The sequence below is a fragment of the Mordavella massiliensis genome (assembly GCF_016902415.1).
GTDB classification, from domain to species: Bacteria; Bacillota; Clostridia; order Lachnospirales; family Lachnospiraceae; genus Merdimonas; species Merdimonas faecigallinarum.
In genome coordinates this window covers 1-16,002 of the sequence record NZ_JACJLV010000046.1, presented here as the reverse complement: position 1 = coordinate 16,002, position 16,002 = coordinate 1, and the positions used below count along the sequence as shown (strand labels likewise).

Below are 16,002 nucleotides of genomic sequence, written 5' to 3'. Positions count from 1 at the left end.
AAAATTCATTTTGTTAATGAAAGCCCTGTTAATCTGATAAAAAGATTGCGGGAAGAAAATGGAAAAGGTATTTGGATCTGTGGTGGAGCAAACCTGATTCAACAACTGGCCAGAGAAGATATGATTGACTGTTACTATATTACTATTATCCCAATAATCCTGGGTTCAGGCATTCGACTTTTTGGAAACGCCAACCAAGCAATTAAGTTGAGACTGCTCAAAACACAATCGTATAATGGTATGACGGATTTGATCTATATTAGAAGATAAATTGGAATTTGCAGGACTGAAGGCTATAAACTAATAAAAATTTCCTTGTCAAAAAATCTTTGCGTTTATAATAGCGGACTGTAAAAGATGGATTGCTTTTCTTTTTGTTACATTCCACTGATAATATCCTTAGGAGGTAAAACGATGAGTATTGGAAAAACAATATTAAATGTTCGAAAGGAAAAAGGAATGTCACAGGAGGAATTCGGCGAATTATTTCATGTTACCAGACAGACGGTATCAAATTGGGAGAATGAAAAAAACTATCCAGATTTGAATACGTTAGTAACTATGAGTGATATGTTTGAAATTTCTCTGGATAAATTATTGAAGGAGGACAAACAAATGGTAAAAACAATAGATAAGGAAAGATTATACGGGAAGTATTATAAACATAAGCAATCTATTATTGATTTTTTTACAGGTGCTGGTACAGGACTAGTGATTTCGTGTTGTATTTCTCCAGATTCAATTAGAAGAACGGTTATACTTTGCATTGGGATTGCGATGTTTTTAATTGGTGGAGTTAAGAAACTTAGATGGGACAAAGAGGTTGTTAAGTATCTGGAAAAGCAAGAAAAGGAGCAATAAAGATACAAACAAATCCTAATTTGTGTGGGAGCGATAAATTTAAGAATGATAAGAAACAAGCAAGATATGAGCTACTCTATAAGAGAAATGCGAAAAGAAGAATATAGTCTGCTCAGTGACTTTTTGTACGAAGCAATTTATATTCCGGCTGGTACGGCTGCGCCGCCTAAATCTATAATAACTTGTCCCGAATTGCAAGTATACATTGCAGATTTTGGAAACAGCAAACACGATAAGGCTTTGATTGCAGAAGTTGACGGAAATATTGTAGGAGCAATATGGGCAAGAATTATGAACGACTACGGACATATTGATGATAATACGCCTTCCCTTGCAATGTCCGTTCTTAAAGCGCACAGGAGTATGGGAATCGGAACTTCATTACTCACACAAATGCTGTCAACAGAAAAAGCTGCTGGTTATGCAAAGCTTTCTTTATCTGTTCAAAAGGATAATTATGCAGTGAATTTATATCGAAAAGCGGGATTTACGACAATTTGCGAGACGGATGAAGAATACATTATGATTGTTGACCTAAATTCTATTTGCAAAATGGAGGAAGAAAATGGCTTTTGATTACAAGAAAGAATACAAGGTATTTTATATGCCGAAGAACAAGCCCGGAATTATAGAGATTCCTCAAATGAACTATATCGCAGTCCGGGGGAAAGGCAATCCCAATGAGGAAAGCGGAGAATACAAAAATTCAATCAGTTTGCTGTACGGTATTGCTTTTACTATAAAAATGAGTTACAAGGGGACACATAAAATCGAGGGATTTTTCGAGTATGTGGTGCCGCCCCTTGAAGGGCTTTGGTGGCAGGAAAACACGCAGGGACTTGATTATGCAAGAAAAGAAGACATGCACTTTATCTCTATGATCCGGCTACCGGACTTTGTAACGAAGAAAGATTTTGAGTGGGCAGTTCAGGAAGCAACGAAAAAGAAGAAGCAGGATTTTTCTAAGGTTGAGTTTTTCCCCTATGATGAGGGACTGTGCGTTCAGTGTATGCACATCGGCTCTTACGATGATGAGCCTGTCACTGTTGATCTCATGCACGACTATATGAAAGCAAACGGGTATGAGCTGGATATTACGGACACAAGATATCATCACGAAATCTATCTGAGCGATCCGAGAAAATGCGATGTGAGTCGGCTGAAAACGGTTGTGCGTTACCCGATCCGGAAAGCGGAGTAAGCGGAGGTTCGTATGCCAAAAGAAATTGATCCCAAAGATACGACAAGGGCTGCGGCTTATGAACTCTGGATGAAAGCGCCCAACCCAATGGTAACTTTTTTCAAAACCTTTGATGTGACCAACCTGATCAGGGTCAGCAGGAAAAGAAGTCTGAAGTTTAATATGCTACTGGATTACTGTATCGGCAGAGCCGCCGTAAATGTAAAGGAATTTTACATCCTTCCGGTGGGCGATAAGCTCATACAGTATGACACCATAGCGGTCAATACCATAGTGGAAAACAAAGAGGGCGAAGTCAGTTCCTGCGACCTTTCCTATAAAGCCGAGTTAAATCAGTTCAACGAGGAGTATCTGAAGTATACGACGCAGGTTGCCGCAAGCTGTCAGGACAGGGACTTGTCCGAAAATAGTATGGTCATCGGCACGTCCGCTATCATAGATACAGAACTTGACGGAGCTGTTGGTATGAACAGCGATATTTTCAATAATCCCTTTCTTATCTGGGGCAGATATAAAAAGAAATGGTTCCGGTATTACCTGCCGCTTTCGTTCCAGTTTCATCACACACAGATGGACGGGGCACATGCGGGTAGATTTTTGGAAAGATTGCAGGATGAGATCAATAGGCTACAATAACGGCAGATGTTATTGTTTTAGGGAGATGTTTGAATGAGTGATATGTTTTTGCTGTAATTACTGGAATTATTGCTGTTATTTTATTCATATATGTATTCTTTGCAGTTAGATGTAAAGGTCCTATTTTATCCAATACATATCTATTTGCTTCTGAAAAAGAACGTAGCAAAATAGATAAAAAGGCAGAATATCATATGGTTTCTGTTGTCTTCGGGATTTTGGCAACTATTTTTGCATGTCTGACAATGTATATCATTACATCGTGGAATATATGTCTCTATACAGTATTTGTTTTGATTATCTGCGTCATAGTATATGCTGTTAAAGAGAGTATTAAATCTGAAAAGGATAGATATTTTGATGAATAGGAGTATCATGGATTATGAATAAAATGTGGTCAGAACGAAACAAAACAATGCAAGCGCAAATTAAGTAGACATTGGGAGAAGAAAAAGTAGACTTTCAAACCTCAAAAGTAGACATTGAACGTAGATTGTCGAATCAGAGGCATGGCATGGGAAGTTGCCGTCAGGGGGAGAATCTATGAAAAGATATATCGCAGAAATTGTAATCTTTTGTATACAGCTTTTTATGTTTTACATTTCGCCGCTGTTTGCGGGACCAACCGATGGTATGGGGATGGTCGTTTTAATTCTGTTCGCGACCCTGATCCTGTCCATTTTGCTTGGCAGTATTTCCAAAAACAGAATAAAATATGTTTATCCGGCGGCAGTGGCAGCGGCTTTTTTGCCCTCTGCATTTCTTCACTATAATGGGACGGCGTTCGTGCAAGCAGTCTGGTACTTTGTTATAGCGGCAGTTGGCATGTTGCTCGGAACGATCATTTTTAAGGCGCTGCACCGGAAATCATAAATTGTGAGGGAAATGATGTATGAAATCTTTAATTATATATGGCAGTCAGTACGGCACAACAAAGCGATACGCAGAACGATTTGCAGAGATGACTGGTTTTCCGGTTATCAGCTATGAGGATATGAATGCCCTAACCGACTATGAGCGGGTCATTTATTTCGGCGGTTTATATGCAGGCGGCGTGAAAGGTTTAAAGAATGCAGTTAAGAGATTTTCTCTGAATACAAAACTGATCATCGTGACAGTTGGTTTGGCAGATGTATGCGATAAAGAAAATGTAAGTAATATCAGAAATTCCATAAGCAAGCAGGTGCCAGAGGATTTGTTAAAATCCGCATTTGTCTTTCATTTGCGAGGCGGGATTGATTATCAGAAATTGTCTTTTAAGCATAAAACGATGATGACGCTTTTATACAACAAGATAAAAAACTTGCCGGAAGATAAAAAAACTGCTGAGGATAAAGCTTTGATAGAAACCTTTAACTCAAAAGTTGACTTTGTTGATTTCGATTCTTTAAATCCTATAGCAGAAGTCCTTTGATGTAAAAGAATTCTTGCTGTTCTTTTCCCGGCAGATCAGCTATTGTTAAGGCGGAGGTGGTAGAATGTCTTCAGGATTTTTGAAGCGGCTTCTATAAGAAAGCGGTCCTTGGAAAGATCGAGGGGGATATCCCTATGGTGTCCCTGCAAAGCGATCCTGCGGTGGTCCTACATTTTCAGGACTATGATTATCAGGATATCCGGCCGGAGTTGGTCCGGAGCGTGCAGGGAGAGTTCCGGGACGGGACAAGCGATGACCCTGTATGGATCTGGGATGATCTGGCCTATGAGCAGGAGGACAGTGATGTAAAGGTGGCCCTTGATTCTGGCAAATTCTTTCAGGATAGGGATGACGGGGATATTTATGGGACATGTGTCATTACTATTGCATACAGGTATCAGGGAAATGACTATATTAGTGTAACGGCAGTTCAAGTAGGGAGGTAATTATGAAAATAGGAATTCTGGCCTGCGGGCCGATGGCGGAGACATTCGCCAGAACATTGATCCAGATGGAGGAGGCCGAGTGTTATGCAGTGGCTTCACGGAGCCTTTCCCGGGCGGAAGCATTTGCCCGGGAATATGGATTTACAAAGGCGTACGGAAGTTATGAAGCGCTGTGCGAAGACCCGGAAGTGGAGCTGGTCTATATTGCCACGCCTCATTCCTGCCATTATGAAAATATGGAGCTGTGTATCCGGCATAAAAAACCGGTTCTCTGTGAAAAGGCATTTACCATGAATGCAGGGGAAGCCCGGAAGATCATGGAACTGGCAGAGCAGGAGCAGGTTTTTGCGGCGGAAGCTATCTGGACCCGGTATATGCCCTCCAGGCAGATGATCCGGGAAGTGGTTGACAGCGGGATTATCGGAAAGGTTTCGGTGCTGACGGCAAATCTCTCTTATCCCATCAGTGGGAAGGAGCGGATCATGCGGCCGGAACTGGCTGGAGGAGCGCTGTTGGATATTGGCGTGTACGGGCTGAATTTTGCGCTGATGCATTTTGGAACGGACATTGAGCGGATGGAGTCTTCGGTCCGCATGACGGATACCGGCGTGGACGCCATGGAATCCATCACCCTCTTTTTTAGAGATGGAAGGATGGCGGTGCTGACACATGATATTTACAGCAGATCCGACCGGAAGGGGATTTTCTATGGAGAGAAAGGCTATATTGTAGTGGAAAATATCAACAATCCACGGAGTATCGCGGTCTACGACGCAGAAGACCGGCTCCTGAAGCAGATGGATGTACCGGAGCAGATCAGCGGATATGAATATGAGGTGCGGGAATGTATCGAGGCGATCCGGGCGGGAGCAAAGGAGAGTTCTTCCATGCCCCTTTCAGACAGTGTCCTGGTCATGGAGATCATGGACCGGCTGCGAAAACAGTGGGGAATGGTTTATCCCCGGGAGGAGGAATAACAGACGTATGGAACATTTTTTATTTGATCTGGATGGAACGCTGCTTCCGATGAAGCAGGAAGAGTTTGTAAAGTTTTATCTGCCGCTCCTGGCGGCCAGATTTCAGGGCCGGGGGATTGCGCCGGACAAGCTGATCGGCGCGGTCTGGAACGGCTTTGGAGCGATGGTGATGAACGATGGACGCGCATCCAATGAAGAGGTGTTCTGGAACTGTTTTTCCGGGGAACTGGGCATCCGGCGCTCCGAGGTGGAAGAGGATGTGCTGGATTTTTATGGAAATGATTTTAATCAGGCGATCCGTACCACAAGCCCGGATCCTGTGGCAAATGAGATTGTAAAATATCTGAAGAGCCGGGGGAAGAAGGTGTATCTTGCCACCAATCCGGTATTTCCACGCTGTGCCACCATGAACCGGATCCGCTGGGCAGGGCTGGACGCAGAGGATTTTGAACTGATCACCACCTATGAGACCTGCCGCTACAGTAAGCCGAATGTAGAGTATTATAGAGGGATTTTGTCGGAGTGTGGACTGGACCCGGAGGAATGTCTGATGATAGGAAATGACAGAAAGGAAGATCTGGCAGCCGGGGAACTGGGGATCCATACCTATCTTGTGACAGGGTGCCTGGAGCATGGAGATGCGCCGGCCAGAGGAGAGTATGAGGGAGAAAGCCTAAGTCAGCTGTATGAAGATTTGAAAGGTCTGGTATAACGTGTACATTGGAGATTTACATATTCATTCTCATTATTCCATGGCGACCAGCAGGGACTGTACGCCGGAATCCCTGGAACTGTGGGCGAGAAGGAAAGGGATCCATATCGTGGGGACCGGGGATTTTACCCACCCTGCCTGGCGGGAGGAACTGGAAGAAAAACTGGAGCCTGCAGGAGACGGGCTGTACCGGTTAAAAGAAACGTACCGGATCCTAGATGATTCAGTAAGAAACGGGGTCGAGCCCAGGTTTGTGGTAACCGGGGAGATCAGTTCCATTTATAAAAAGAAGGATAAGACCAGAAAGGTACACAGTCTGATCCTTCTGCCTTCCCTGGAAGCGGCGCAGAGGATATCGGTAAAACTGGAGCGGATCGGAAATATCCATTCTGACGGGAGGCCGATCCTGGGGCTGGACTGTCATGATCTTCTGGAACTTGTGCTGGAGAACTGCCCGGAATCGGTCTATGTGCCTGCTCATATCTGGACGCCCCACTTTTCTGTGTTTGGAGAGTTTTCCAGATTCGACAGTATGGAGGAATGCTTTGGGGATCTGACGCCCTATATCCATGCCGTGGAGACCGGATTATCTTCTGATCCGCCTATGAACTGGCGGGTCTCCATGCTGGATCCATACCAGCTGATCTCCAATTCTGACGCCCATTCTCCGGCAAAGCTTGGAAGGGAAGCCAATCTTTTTGATATCGCTCTTTCCTATGAGGGGCTTGCCCGGGCAATCCAGTCAGGGGACGGGCTTTTGGGAACCATCGAGTTTTTCCCGGAAGAGGGAAAGTATCACATGGACGGACACCGGAAATGTAATCTTTGCCTGACGCCGGCACAGACCAGGGAGTGTCAGGGGATCTGCCCGGTCTGCGGGCGAAAGATCACCGTGGGTGTTGCCCACCGGGTGGAAGAACTTTCCGACCGGCCGGAGGGATATGCGAGGGCAGACGCGAAGGCCTTTGAAAGTCTGGTTCCCCTTCCGGAAGTGATCGGAGCGTCTGCGGGACGTTCTCCGGCAAGTGTGAGAGTGCAGAGGGAATATCTTCGGATGCTGAAAGAACTGGGACCGGAATTTTCGATTCTAAGAGAAATTCCTCTGGAAGAGATTGAACATGTGTCCGGCAGCCGCGTGGCAGAAGGCATCCGGCGGCTGCGGAGCGGACAGGTGGAACGGATCCCTGGATTTGACGGGGAGTATGGGAAGATCCGTCTGTTCGATGATGAGAAATGATAAAGTTTACAAAGAAACTAAAATGCCGGAATAGGGCGGGAGAGTCAACAGAAGACTTTCCTGCTCTTTTTTCCAGATCACAGCAGTTTCCGGTGTGGAACCTCCAAAGGATTCCCAGTCTGTGTGCAGCAGGAGTTCTGGCTCTGCCGGACATACCGGATCGGCAAAGCCTGTCTCCAGCCGATAGTCCCCCTGTGTCTGATCGCTTAAGTTCAGGATCACCGCCAGACATTCATCTTTTGACCTTCGAAGAAATGCGTAGATGCATCGCTCTTCCTGATGACAGTCCAGCCAGGTGAATCCATTTTCGTCATAATCCATCTCAAAACATGCCGGGTGGGTCAGATACAGATGATTCAGCCGGCACATATAGTGGTAAAAAGCATCGTGGATGGGGTAGGAGCGCAGGCACCAGTCCTGCTCTCTTTTTTCATCCCATTCCCGCAGCTGCCCGAATTCATTTCCCATAAAATTCAGTTTTTTGCCGGGGTGAAGCATCAGATAGAGATACAGCGCCCGGGCCTGTGGAAATTTTCCATCGTAATCGCCGTTCATTTTCTGGAGGATGGTGGCCTTCCCATGGACATTTTCATCATGAGAGAAGGGCAGCAGATAGCGCTCGTTTCGAAAATACATCATGGAAAAGGTCAGTTTGTGGTAGTTGGCGGGACGGTATTGGGGGCCGGTCCGGAAAAAATCCAGGGTATCGTGCATCCATCCCAGATCCCATTTATAGTCAAACCCCAGCCCTCCATGGGATACAGGAGAGGTGACGCCGGGATAGCTGGTAGAATCCTCTGCGATCAGGATACATCCGGGATGGCGGCGTTTCAGTTCCACGTTCATACTTTTCAGAAAATCAACGGCATTTCCATTCACGCCCCGTGCTTCATCGCCCTGCCAGTAGATGATCCGGCTGATGGCATCCATGCGAAGTCCGTCAAAATGATATTCGCTAAGCCAGTAATCGGCGCAGGAAGCAAGGAAACTACGCACCTCGCCTCTGGAATGCATGAAGTTATGACTGCCCCACTCGCTGACGCCTACGTCGGAATGGGGATATTCGTAGAGAGCTGTGCCGTCATACCGGGCCAGGCCGTAGTCATCCACGGCAAAATGCACAGGGATAAAGTCCAGGATCACGCCGATGTGTGCTTCGTGAAAACGCTGGATCATCTTTTTTAGATCAAGAGCCGTGCCGTACCGGCTGGTGGGGGCGAAAAATCCGGTTGGCTGATAGCCCCAGCTTTCGTCGCAGGGATATTCAAAAAGAGGCAGGATCTCAAGATAATTGTATCCGCATTCTTCCAGATAGGGGATGAGAAGATCCGGAAGTTCATCATAGCGGTACCAGCCGGTTTCTTCCGGACCTTTCTTTTTCCAGGAGCCCAGATGCAGTTCATAGATATTCAAAGGCTCGCTTTCCCGGCTGGTGCGCGCCTGCATCCAGGAATGGTCCTGAAAAGAAAAGGAAGACAGATCCCGTACAATGGATCTGTGGGCAGGGCGAAGCTCCATGCCAAAGCCATAAGGATCGCAGTGGTCCCTGACCTGGCCGTCTGCCTGATAAATGCGATATTCATAAGATTTGCCTGGTCCCATGTCCGTCAGCGTCTGTTCATAAAAATTTCCGTCGTGAACGGGATACATGGGGTATTCGCCGGTATCTGTTACAACAGATACGCCTGCGGCGGCAGGGGCAAAGGTGCGGAAAACGGTTTCCTGTCCATCGGTATGTGCTCCCATCCACTTCCAGGCGTTCTGTTCCCGGCCGGTATAAAAGTTGTAAAAGTCCATAAAGCAGTCACTCCGAAACTTAATTGACATGTGTAAATTATTTTACTAAGATGTATTATAAATGAGGTGGAGAAGAGTGACAATTTACAATCATTTGAGAGGGTAAAATAACAGACATTTTGAAAGAAAGGACTATTATCCATGGATCTAAGACAGAAAAAGACGTTGGCGGCGATCCGGACCGCCTTTTTGGAACTGCTTGGAAAGAAGCCGCTGGAAAAGATCACAGTAAAAGAATTAGCTGAGAAAGTCCAGATCAGCAAGGCTACATTTTATCTGCATTATCAGGACATTTATGATCTGGCGGAGCGTTTGCAGGCGGAGGTGATCGGGGAGATTTATCAGAGTATCGCCCATCCGGATCTGGTGCTGACAGATCAGCCGGGATTTACCCGGGAATTATTTCTGGCGTTCCGTTCCCACAATGAATTGAGCCGGATCCTGTTTTCCGGCTCCCGGGCGGCTCTGATCCCGGATTATGTGGAGCGGGAGTTGAAAAAGCATATTTTCCGGAACCATCCGGAACTAAAAGAAGACATCCACTTCCAGGCGCTTCTTACCTATCAGGTCTATGGCGGATATTATACCTACCGCCTGCAGGGAGAGCGGGTCGGAGAGGAAGAGATTGCAGAAGAGATCGTGGAGATCGCCAGAATCCTGTCAGGAGCGGAGCGAACGCATCACACGCCGGTTTAAGATGGTGGTAATGACTACGGTGCAGACATCTGAGACGGCCTGCGCCGACTGGATGCCGAGAAGTCCGAAAAACTGCGGCAGGATCAGAAGAGCCGGGATGAAGAACAGACCCTGTCTGGACGCAGCAAGAATGGAGGCAGGAAGGGTTTTTCCCATAGTCTGCATCATCATGTTGTTCATTACGATCCATCCGCCCAGAGTGAAGGTAATGCACTGCAGTCTGAGAGCAGTGGTGCCGATGCGGATGACGTCCGGGTCATTACGGAAGATGCCGATCAGGTGACCGGACAGGAGCATGCCGGAAGCGGACAGCAGGAAGAGTACAACGGTAGATACTTTGACGCAGAACCAGAAGGCTTCCCGGACTCTGTCGTATTTGCGGGCGCCGTAATTGAACCCGCAGACCGGCTGAAAGCCCTGGCCAAAGCCGATCAGGGCTGAGTTGGCAAACATCATGATCCGGCTTACCACAGACATGGCGGCAATCGCGGCGTCCCCGTATGGATTGGCTGCAATGTTAAGCGTCATGGTGGCAACGCTTCCCAGTCCCTGACGGAACAAAGAAGGAAGTCCGCCGCCTGTGATCTCCAGAAGCCGATGCCTGGAGAGGCGGATGTTCCGCGGGTGGATGGGAATACATCCGGAAAAACGCACTCCTGCAAGGAGAAGGCAGAAGCTGACAAACTGACTGAGAATGGTGGCAAGTGCCGCGCCGGAGATCCCCATGTCAAAGACAAAGATAAATAAGGGGTCCAGGCCGATGTTTAAGACGGCTCCGGCGGTAATGCCGATCATGGAGTAGAAGGCATTTCCCTGGAAACGGATCTGATTATTGAGCACCAGCTGGGCGGTCATATAGGGCGCGCCCAGAAGGATAATGCCAAGATAGTCTTTGGTGTAGGGAAGGATGGTTTCGGTGGAGCCAAGGAGATGAGACAAAGGCTCCAGAAACAGAAGGCCAAGCGCCATCAGGAGAAGCCCCAGGGCGAAGGCCAGGAAAAACCCGGTGGAAGCAAGCTCTTTTGCGGCCTGTGTGTCCTTAGAGCCAAGTTTTCTGGAAATGGAGTTGCCGGAACCGTGGCCGCAAAAAAAGCCCAGTGCCTGAATGACCGCCATGACGGGAAATACGACGCCAACGGCAGCGGTGGCACTGGTGCTGATGCGGCCCACGAAAAAGGTGTCCGCCATATTATAGAAGGATGTGATCATCATGCTGATGATGGTAGGCACCGCCAGACGGCCGATCAGACCGGGGATCGGGGTCTCCGTCATCATCTGATATTTTTCATCCTGCGTTTTTCTGTGTGACATGCGATCGCTTCCTAACTGATATGTACTATCCCTATTGTATCACAAAACGCATGTCTGTGTGACTAAAAATCGGTATAAGTTTCTCCGTTTAAAAGAGTCTTGCCTTTGGAGGCGGCAAGTTCAGATACGGTTACCAGCTGGTAGCCTTCGGCCTGAAGCCTGGGGATCAGCTGCAGCGCGGCATCGATGGTCTCTGAGTGGATGTCGTGCATCAGGATAATGTCGCCGTCTTTGACGTCCTTCATGACCGCATCAATGGTGCTCTGGGCGTTGCGGGTCTTCCAGTCCAGGGTGTCAATATTCCACAGGATCATGGGCATGCCTGCATTGGAGGACAGGGTGCTGCTGATGGCTCCGTAGGGCGGGCGAAGGACAGTTGCACCGTTTCCGGCAATTCCCCGGATCCCTTCATTGGTCTGGGAGATCTGGGACTGGATGCCGGCGGCGTCCAGCTTGGACAGATCCGGATGGTCATAGGAATGATTTCCCAGTTCGCAGCCGATTTCCTGCATTTTACGGATGGCATCCGGATAAGAAGAAACTTTCTGCCCCAGCATAAAAAAGGTGGCGTGGGCATTGTATTTTTCCAGCTGGGCCAGAAGCTCCATGGTTCTGGGGCCGGGCCCGTCGTCAAAGGTCAGAGCGATGGCCGGTTTGTTCGGATCGATCTGGCTTTCTGTTTTTGAAATCAGTTTTCCATTTTCGTCAAAAGAACAGCGGGTCAGTCCCAGATAAATGTCGCCGGTAGCCATTTTTCCGTTGGCGTCAAAATAGTAGGTGGATCCGTCCAGATCCTGCCAGCCGGTAAGTGCGGCTCCGTTCTCGCCCAGGTAATAGCGGGCGTTGTCGCCATCTGCCCAGGTGCTGGTTTCCATGGCGCCCTCATCGTTGAAATGGTAGGTGGCATTGTTGATGGTCTGCCAGCCTGTGACCATGACCCCGTCCTGATTAAAATAATAGGTCTGGTTTTTAGAAACCACGAAATCATTGGTTACATAGGTCCCGTCGTATTTCCGGAACCGGTTGTCCTCCCATTCGCCAATGGGATTTTTGACCGTAAAGACGCCTTCCTTTATGGTAAGCTTCAGATGTTTGCTCCAGGTCCTGGACTGAAGCTTCCGGGTCAGCTGATCAGATAATGTAATGGTGATCGGGTATTCCCCTTCCGCGTTTGGGTCCGGCTGACAGGAAACTGTATAATCACCGCCGCTTTTCAGATCTTTAAGAAGATCTTTTGCAGTGTAGAATTTCTTCCAGTCCAGAACAGCGTGCTCATTTCCTGTGAGATGTACTTTGGCGCTCCAGTCTGCCGGCGCAGTTTCTCCCTGCAGGATCTGGGCGTTTTTTGCCTGGATCTCAATGGATGCCGGCCGGGTCAGGGTATAGGCAAGATATAATGCGCCTGCAGAGAGCAGGCATAACAGGACGAAGAGTACGGGCAGGATCAGTCTTCTCTGACGCCGCTTTCTTCTTCTTTTTCTTTTGTTTCTTGGATTCATAAATACTCCCTCTTAAGTTCGCTTATCTTCTGGAAGAATCTTCCAGAAGACAGAGATATGCAGAGGTAGTATAACTTTTTTCGACATATTTCGCAAAGGGAAAAGACGATTTTTAAGAATTCTTAATAATTCGCTCAAAATTATTAAAAATTATCGGATGTGCTTTTTGATGGCTTCAAAACTCTCCGGGCTGATCACATGCTCAATCTTGCAGGCATCTTCAGAGGCGATCTCTTCCGGGACTCCAAGGCGCACCAGCCACTGGGATAATAAAAGATGCCGTTCGTAGATCATTTCCGCGATAGCTTTGCCGGAATCTGTCAGATGGATAAAACCGCTGTCTTCCATGACGATATGATTCTGTTCCCGCAGATGCTTCATGGCAACACTGACGCTTGATTTTTTAAAGCCCAGTTCATTTGCGATATCGACAGAACGGACCACAGGCAGTTCTTTACTTAAGATCAGAATCGTTTCCAGATAATTTTCCGCGGATTCGCTGGTATAGGTTCTCATATGCGTTCCCTCCTGTCATCATGTGTCCAGTATAACATATATTTTTTTTGAATACAAAATAAAAAAATATTCTCAGGAAGGATTGACAAAACAATCTGGTTAGTTTAAACTATCAACTGTTAGAAGAACCTACTAAAAATTTGTTGTGTATAACCATCCGGGAAGACGGATGAAAAAGATAAGTGAGAGGATCTGGTTTTATGACATTAATGGATGCAAAAGAAGGGGAAGAGTATATTGTGAAAGAGATTGTCACAGAAGATGATGATCTGGAAGCATTTCTTTTTTCCCTGGGATGTTACAGCGGAGAGCCGATTACCGTGGTTTCCCGTGTCCGCGGCGGCTGCACGGTTTCCATCAAAGACGGGAGATATAATATAGATACTGATCTGGCGAAAGCCATATCAATATAATTTTTTTACAACTGGGTTAGTTATAGCTAATCAATATAAAGGAGGAGATCAGAACATGAGAATTGCTTTTGCAGGGAATCCCAACAGCGGGAAGACAACCATGTACAATGCTCTGACCGGCAGGAATGAAAAAGTCGGCAACTGGGCCGGCGTGACGGTGGAGCGGAAGGAAAGCCTGATTAAAAAGGCATATTATGCCGGGGAAGAGGAGCTGGTGGCAGTAGACCTGCCGGGCGCTTATTCCATGTCGCCGTTTACGTCTGAAGAAAGTATTACCAGCAGTTATGTGAAAAATGAACATCCGGACGCGATCATCAATATCGTGGATGCAACCAATTTGAGCCGGAGCCTGTTTTTTACCACGCAGCTTCTGGAACTGGGAGTGCCGGTGGTTGTTGCGTTGAACAAAAGTGATATTACCGATAAGAAGCAGACGAGGATTGATGAGAGACTTTTGTCAGAAAAGCTTGGCTGTCCGGTGGTAAAGACGATTTCTACATCTTCCGGCCACGATGGTCTGAAAGAGGCGGTTGCGGCCGCGGCTTCCCTGAAAGGAGCCGGACAGAGAGCGCCTTATGTGCAGGCCGATATTGATCTGACCGATAAAAATGCGGTAGAAGAGGCGGACAGAAAGCGGTTCGCTTTTGTCAATGAGATCGTAAAGCAGGTAGAACAAAGAAAAGTCTTCACAAAAGATAAAAATGCACAGGATAAAGTGGACGCTGTTATCACTCATAAGATTGTGGGAATCCCGATTTTTGCGGCAGTGATCTTCCTGGTGTTCTACATTTCCCAGACAACGCTGGGAACCTGGATCGCCGACTGGCTGGTGGCCTGGATCGAGACATTCCAGGGATGGGTCGGAGGAATGATGGAGAATGCCAATCCGTTACTGTATGCGATCCTGGTGGATGGTATCATCGGCGGCGTGGGAGCGGTCATCGGTTTCCTTCCGCTGGTTATGGTGATGTACTTCCTGATTGCTCTTCTGGAAGATTGTGGGTATATGGCAAGAGCTACGGTGGTGCTGGATCCGATCTTTAAGAGAGTGGGGCTTTCCGGAAAATCCGTGATCCCGATGGTCATTGGAACCGGATGCGCGATTCCCGGAGTCATGGCGTCCCGTACCATCCGCAATGAGAGAGAACGGCGGACCACGGCGATGCTGACGCCATTTATGCCCTGTGGAGCAAAGATCCCTGTGATCGCTTTATTTGCAGGCGCATTTTTCGCAGATGCCTGGTGGGTGTCCGCAACCATGTATCTGGTGGGAATCGTACTGATCCTTCTGGGGGCTTTGCTGGTAAAGAGAATTACCGGTCAGAAATACCGGAAATCTTTCTTCATCATTGAACTTCCGGAATATAAGATCCCAAGCCTGAAGCGGGCATGTATTTCCATGCTGGAACGCGGCAAGGCATACATTATCAAGGCCGGAACGATTATTCTGGTGTGCAACACCGTTGTCCAGATCATGCAGACCTTTAACTGGCAGTTCCAGCTGGTGGCGGAAGGCGCAGAGGATACTTCCATTCTGGCAAGCATTGCCCACCCGATCTCCATTCTCTTTATCCCGCTTGGATTTGGCGTATGGCAGCTGGCGGCAGCGGCAGTGACCGGATTTATCGCAAAAGAAAATGTAGTCGGCACGCTGGCGGTAGTATACGGCGTCACCAATCTGATCGATACTGATGAACTGGCACTGGTGGGAAGCGGAAATGCAGTGGCAGCAGTTTTGGGACTTACCAAAGTGGCTGCTCTTGCGTACCTGATGTTCAATCTTTATACGCCGCCGTGCTTCGCGGCGCTCGGAGCCATGAACTCTGAGATGAAGAGCAGAAAATGGCTGCTTGGAGGCATCTGCCTTCAGCTGGGAACCGGCTACACCGTTGCCTTCCTGGTATATCAGATCGGCACATTGATCACAACCGGATCTCTGGGAACCGGATTTGTTCCGGGACTTGTCGCAGTCATCGTCTTTGTTCTGATCGTGCTGTGGAGAATCCGCAAGTCCGACCGGGAGTTCGCGGAAACCTACAGCCTGCATGCGGCGGCATAGGAAAAAGGAGGAATTCATATGGTGGATTTCATAGCGTTGGCTGTATTGGCGGCCATGCTGGGAAGCGCGATTACTTATATCGTAAAAGCAAAAAAGAAAGGCGTGAAATGCATCGGATGCCCGGCGGGCGGGAAATGCTCCGGGTGTAAGAAATAGCAAATGGGGACGTAGTCCTTTGCAAAAGGACTACGTCCCCATTTGCTATTTCTTACACCCGGAGCATTTCC

Annotated in this window: 19 protein-coding genes and 1 pseudogene; 16 read left to right on the top strand and 4 right to left on the bottom strand. The window is 47.7% G+C overall.

What is annotated here, in order from left to right; genetic code table 11:
- The 12 genes and pseudogenes from H6A13_RS11075 to H6A13_RS11020 all read left to right on the top strand — a co-directional run.
- Positions 1-270, top strand: a 270-nt coding sequence (locus H6A13_RS11075) for a dihydrofolate reductase family protein (protein WP_204909629.1), incomplete at its 5' end; no start/stop codon positions are given.
- Between the two features lie 144 nt (positions 271-414).
- Positions 415-861 carry a helix-turn-helix domain-containing protein gene (locus tag H6A13_RS11070; RefSeq protein WP_106788251.1) on the top strand — a complete coding sequence of 149 codons (447 nt, stop codon included), beginning with the start codon at positions 415-417 and terminating at the stop codon, positions 859-861.
- Positions 862-927: 66 nt separating this feature from the next.
- Positions 928-1,437 (top strand): GNAT family N-acetyltransferase, encoded by a 510-nt coding sequence (locus H6A13_RS11065; RefSeq protein WP_204909631.1) that lies wholly within the window; start codon positions 928-930, stop codon positions 1,435-1,437.
- A complete protein-coding gene (locus H6A13_RS11060) occupies positions 1,427-2,062 on the top strand; it encodes a GyrI-like domain-containing protein (RefSeq protein WP_204909628.1) in 636 nt (211 codons plus the stop codon). The genes H6A13_RS11065 and H6A13_RS11060 overlap by 11 nt, the downstream gene beginning before the upstream one ends.
- 12 nt (positions 2,063-2,074) lie before the next feature.
- A complete protein-coding gene (locus H6A13_RS11055; protein WP_204909627.1) occupies positions 2,075-2,698 on the top strand; it encodes a CatA-like O-acetyltransferase, family 2 in 624 nt (207 codons plus the stop codon).
- A 56-nt stretch (positions 2,699-2,754) separates the two neighbouring features.
- Entirely contained in the window at positions 2,755-3,066 is a 312-nt protein-coding gene (locus H6A13_RS13565) for a DUF3784 domain-containing protein (RefSeq protein ID WP_204909630.1), read from the top strand.
- A gap of 175 nt (positions 3,067-3,241) precedes the next feature.
- Complete coding sequence (locus H6A13_RS11045) at positions 3,242-3,571, top strand: hypothetical protein (RefSeq protein ID WP_204909626.1); 330 nt, start codon at positions 3,242-3,244, stop codon at positions 3,569-3,571.
- A 19-nt stretch (positions 3,572-3,590) separates the two neighbouring features.
- Entirely contained in the window at positions 3,591-4,112 is a 522-nt protein-coding gene (locus tag H6A13_RS11040) for a flavodoxin domain-containing protein (RefSeq protein WP_204909625.1), read from the top strand.
- 134 nt (positions 4,113-4,246) lie between these two features.
- Positions 4,247-4,558 carry a hypothetical protein gene (locus H6A13_RS11035; RefSeq protein WP_204909624.1) on the top strand — a complete coding sequence of 104 codons (312 nt, stop codon included), beginning with the start codon at positions 4,247-4,249 and terminating at the stop codon, positions 4,556-4,558.
- 2 nt (positions 4,559-4,560) lie between these two features.
- Entirely contained in the window at positions 4,561-5,535 is a 975-nt protein-coding gene (locus tag H6A13_RS11030) for a Gfo/Idh/MocA family protein (protein WP_204909623.1), read from the top strand.
- A gap of 7 nt (positions 5,536-5,542) precedes the next feature.
- Positions 5,543-6,247, top strand: a complete 705-nt coding sequence (locus H6A13_RS11025) for an HAD family hydrolase (RefSeq protein ID WP_204909622.1) — start codon at positions 5,543-5,545, stop codon at positions 6,245-6,247.
- A gap of 1 nt (position 6,248) precedes the next feature.
- Positions 6,249-7,481 (top strand): annotated as a pseudogene (locus tag H6A13_RS11020) (endonuclease Q family protein); the annotation flags it as partial.
- A 9-nt stretch (positions 7,482-7,490) separates the two neighbouring features.
- Here the strand turns inward: H6A13_RS11020 and glgB are convergent.
- Positions 7,491-9,281: a 1,4-alpha-glucan branching protein GlgB gene (gene glgB / locus H6A13_RS11015; RefSeq protein WP_204909620.1), complete on the bottom strand. Its 1,791-nt coding sequence runs from the start codon at positions 9,279-9,281 to the stop codon at positions 7,491-7,493.
- A gap of 141 nt (positions 9,282-9,422) precedes the next feature.
- Between glgB and H6A13_RS11010 the strand changes: the two genes are divergently transcribed.
- A complete protein-coding gene (locus tag H6A13_RS11010; protein ID WP_204909619.1) occupies positions 9,423-9,977 on the top strand; it encodes a TetR/AcrR family transcriptional regulator in 555 nt (184 codons plus the stop codon).
- Here the strand turns inward: H6A13_RS11010 and H6A13_RS11005 are convergent.
- From H6A13_RS11005 to H6A13_RS10995, 3 genes are all read right to left on the bottom strand, one after another.
- Entirely contained in the window at positions 9,942-11,288 is a 1,347-nt protein-coding gene (locus H6A13_RS11005) for an MATE family efflux transporter (protein ID WP_204909618.1), read from the bottom strand. The genes H6A13_RS11010 and H6A13_RS11005 overlap by 36 nt on opposite strands.
- A gap of 62 nt (positions 11,289-11,350) precedes the next feature.
- The gene (locus H6A13_RS11000; RefSeq protein ID WP_204909617.1) at positions 11,351-12,787 is read right to left on the bottom strand and encodes a polysaccharide deacetylase family protein; all 1,437 of its coding nucleotides are present in this window, start codon (positions 12,785-12,787) and stop codon (positions 11,351-11,353) included.
- Positions 12,788-12,937: 150 nt separating this feature from the next.
- Positions 12,938-13,303: a metal-dependent transcriptional regulator gene (locus tag H6A13_RS10995; RefSeq protein ID WP_204909616.1), complete on the bottom strand. Its 366-nt coding sequence runs from the start codon at positions 13,301-13,303 to the stop codon at positions 12,938-12,940.
- Between the two features lie 200 nt (positions 13,304-13,503).
- Between H6A13_RS10995 and H6A13_RS10990 the strand changes: the two genes are divergently transcribed.
- Genes H6A13_RS10990 through H6A13_RS10980 form a run of 3 tightly spaced genes read left to right on the top strand, consistent with a single transcriptional unit; the run spans position 13,504 to position 15,931 of the window.
- Positions 13,504-13,716, top strand: coding sequence for a FeoA family protein (locus H6A13_RS10990; RefSeq protein ID WP_204909615.1), 213 nt, complete (start codon positions 13,504-13,506; stop codon positions 13,714-13,716).
- Positions 13,717-13,771: 55 nt separating this feature from the next.
- Positions 13,772-15,775, top strand: a complete 2,004-nt coding sequence (gene feoB, locus H6A13_RS10985; RefSeq protein ID WP_204909614.1) for a ferrous iron transport protein B — start codon at positions 13,772-13,774, stop codon at positions 15,773-15,775.
- 18 nt (positions 15,776-15,793) lie between these two features.
- The gene (locus H6A13_RS10980) at positions 15,794-15,931 is read left to right on the top strand and encodes a FeoB-associated Cys-rich membrane protein (protein ID WP_204909613.1); all 138 of its coding nucleotides are present in this window, start codon (positions 15,794-15,796) and stop codon (positions 15,929-15,931) included.
- Positions 15,932-16,002 lie beyond the last annotated feature (71 nt).

Bases quoted from the DNA above. Each gene is read 5' to 3' on its own strand.
- H6A13_RS11010 (WP_204909619.1), top strand. From the start codon at position 9,423: ATGGATCTAAGACAGAAAAAGACGTTGGCGGCGATCCGGACCGCCTTT.
- H6A13_RS11035 (WP_204909624.1), top strand. From the start codon at position 4,247: ATGGTGTCCCTGCAAAGCGATCCTGCGGTGGTCCTACATTTTCAGGAC.
- H6A13_RS11060 (WP_204909628.1), top strand. From the start codon at position 1,427: ATGGCTTTTGATTACAAGAAAGAATACAAGGTATTTTATATGCCGAAG.
- H6A13_RS10980 (WP_204909613.1), top strand. From the start codon at position 15,794: ATGGTGGATTTCATAGCGTTGGCTGTATTGGCGGCCATGCTGGGAAGC.
- H6A13_RS11030 (WP_204909623.1), top strand. From the start codon at position 4,561: ATGAAAATAGGAATTCTGGCCTGCGGGCCGATGGCGGAGACATTCGCC.
- H6A13_RS11070 (WP_106788251.1), top strand. From the start codon at position 415: ATGAGTATTGGAAAAACAATATTAAATGTTCGAAAGGAAAAAGGAATG.
- H6A13_RS11040 (WP_204909625.1), top strand. From the start codon at position 3,591: ATGAAATCTTTAATTATATATGGCAGTCAGTACGGCACAACAAAGCGA.
- H6A13_RS10995 (WP_204909616.1), bottom strand. From the start codon at position 13,303: ATGAGAACCTATACCAGCGAATCCGCGGAAAATTATCTGGAAACGATT.
- H6A13_RS11045 (WP_204909626.1), top strand. From the start codon at position 3,242: ATGAAAAGATATATCGCAGAAATTGTAATCTTTTGTATACAGCTTTTT.
- H6A13_RS11005 (WP_204909618.1), bottom strand. From the start codon at position 11,288: ATGTCACACAGAAAAACGCAGGATGAAAAATATCAGATGATGACGGAG.
- H6A13_RS10990 (WP_204909615.1), top strand. From the start codon at position 13,504: ATGACATTAATGGATGCAAAAGAAGGGGAAGAGTATATTGTGAAAGAG.
- glgB (WP_204909620.1), bottom strand. From the start codon at position 9,281: ATGGACTTTTACAACTTTTATACCGGCCGGGAACAGAACGCCTGGAAG.
- H6A13_RS11025 (WP_204909622.1), top strand. From the start codon at position 5,543: ATGGAACATTTTTTATTTGATCTGGATGGAACGCTGCTTCCGATGAAG.
- H6A13_RS11000 (WP_204909617.1), bottom strand. From the start codon at position 12,787: ATGAATCCAAGAAACAAAAGAAAAAGAAGAAGAAAGCGGCGTCAGAGA.
- feoB (WP_204909614.1), top strand. From the start codon at position 13,772: ATGAGAATTGCTTTTGCAGGGAATCCCAACAGCGGGAAGACAACCATG.
- H6A13_RS11065 (WP_204909631.1), top strand. From the start codon at position 928: ATGAGCTACTCTATAAGAGAAATGCGAAAAGAAGAATATAGTCTGCTC.
- H6A13_RS11055 (WP_204909627.1), top strand. From the start codon at position 2,075: ATGCCAAAAGAAATTGATCCCAAAGATACGACAAGGGCTGCGGCTTAT.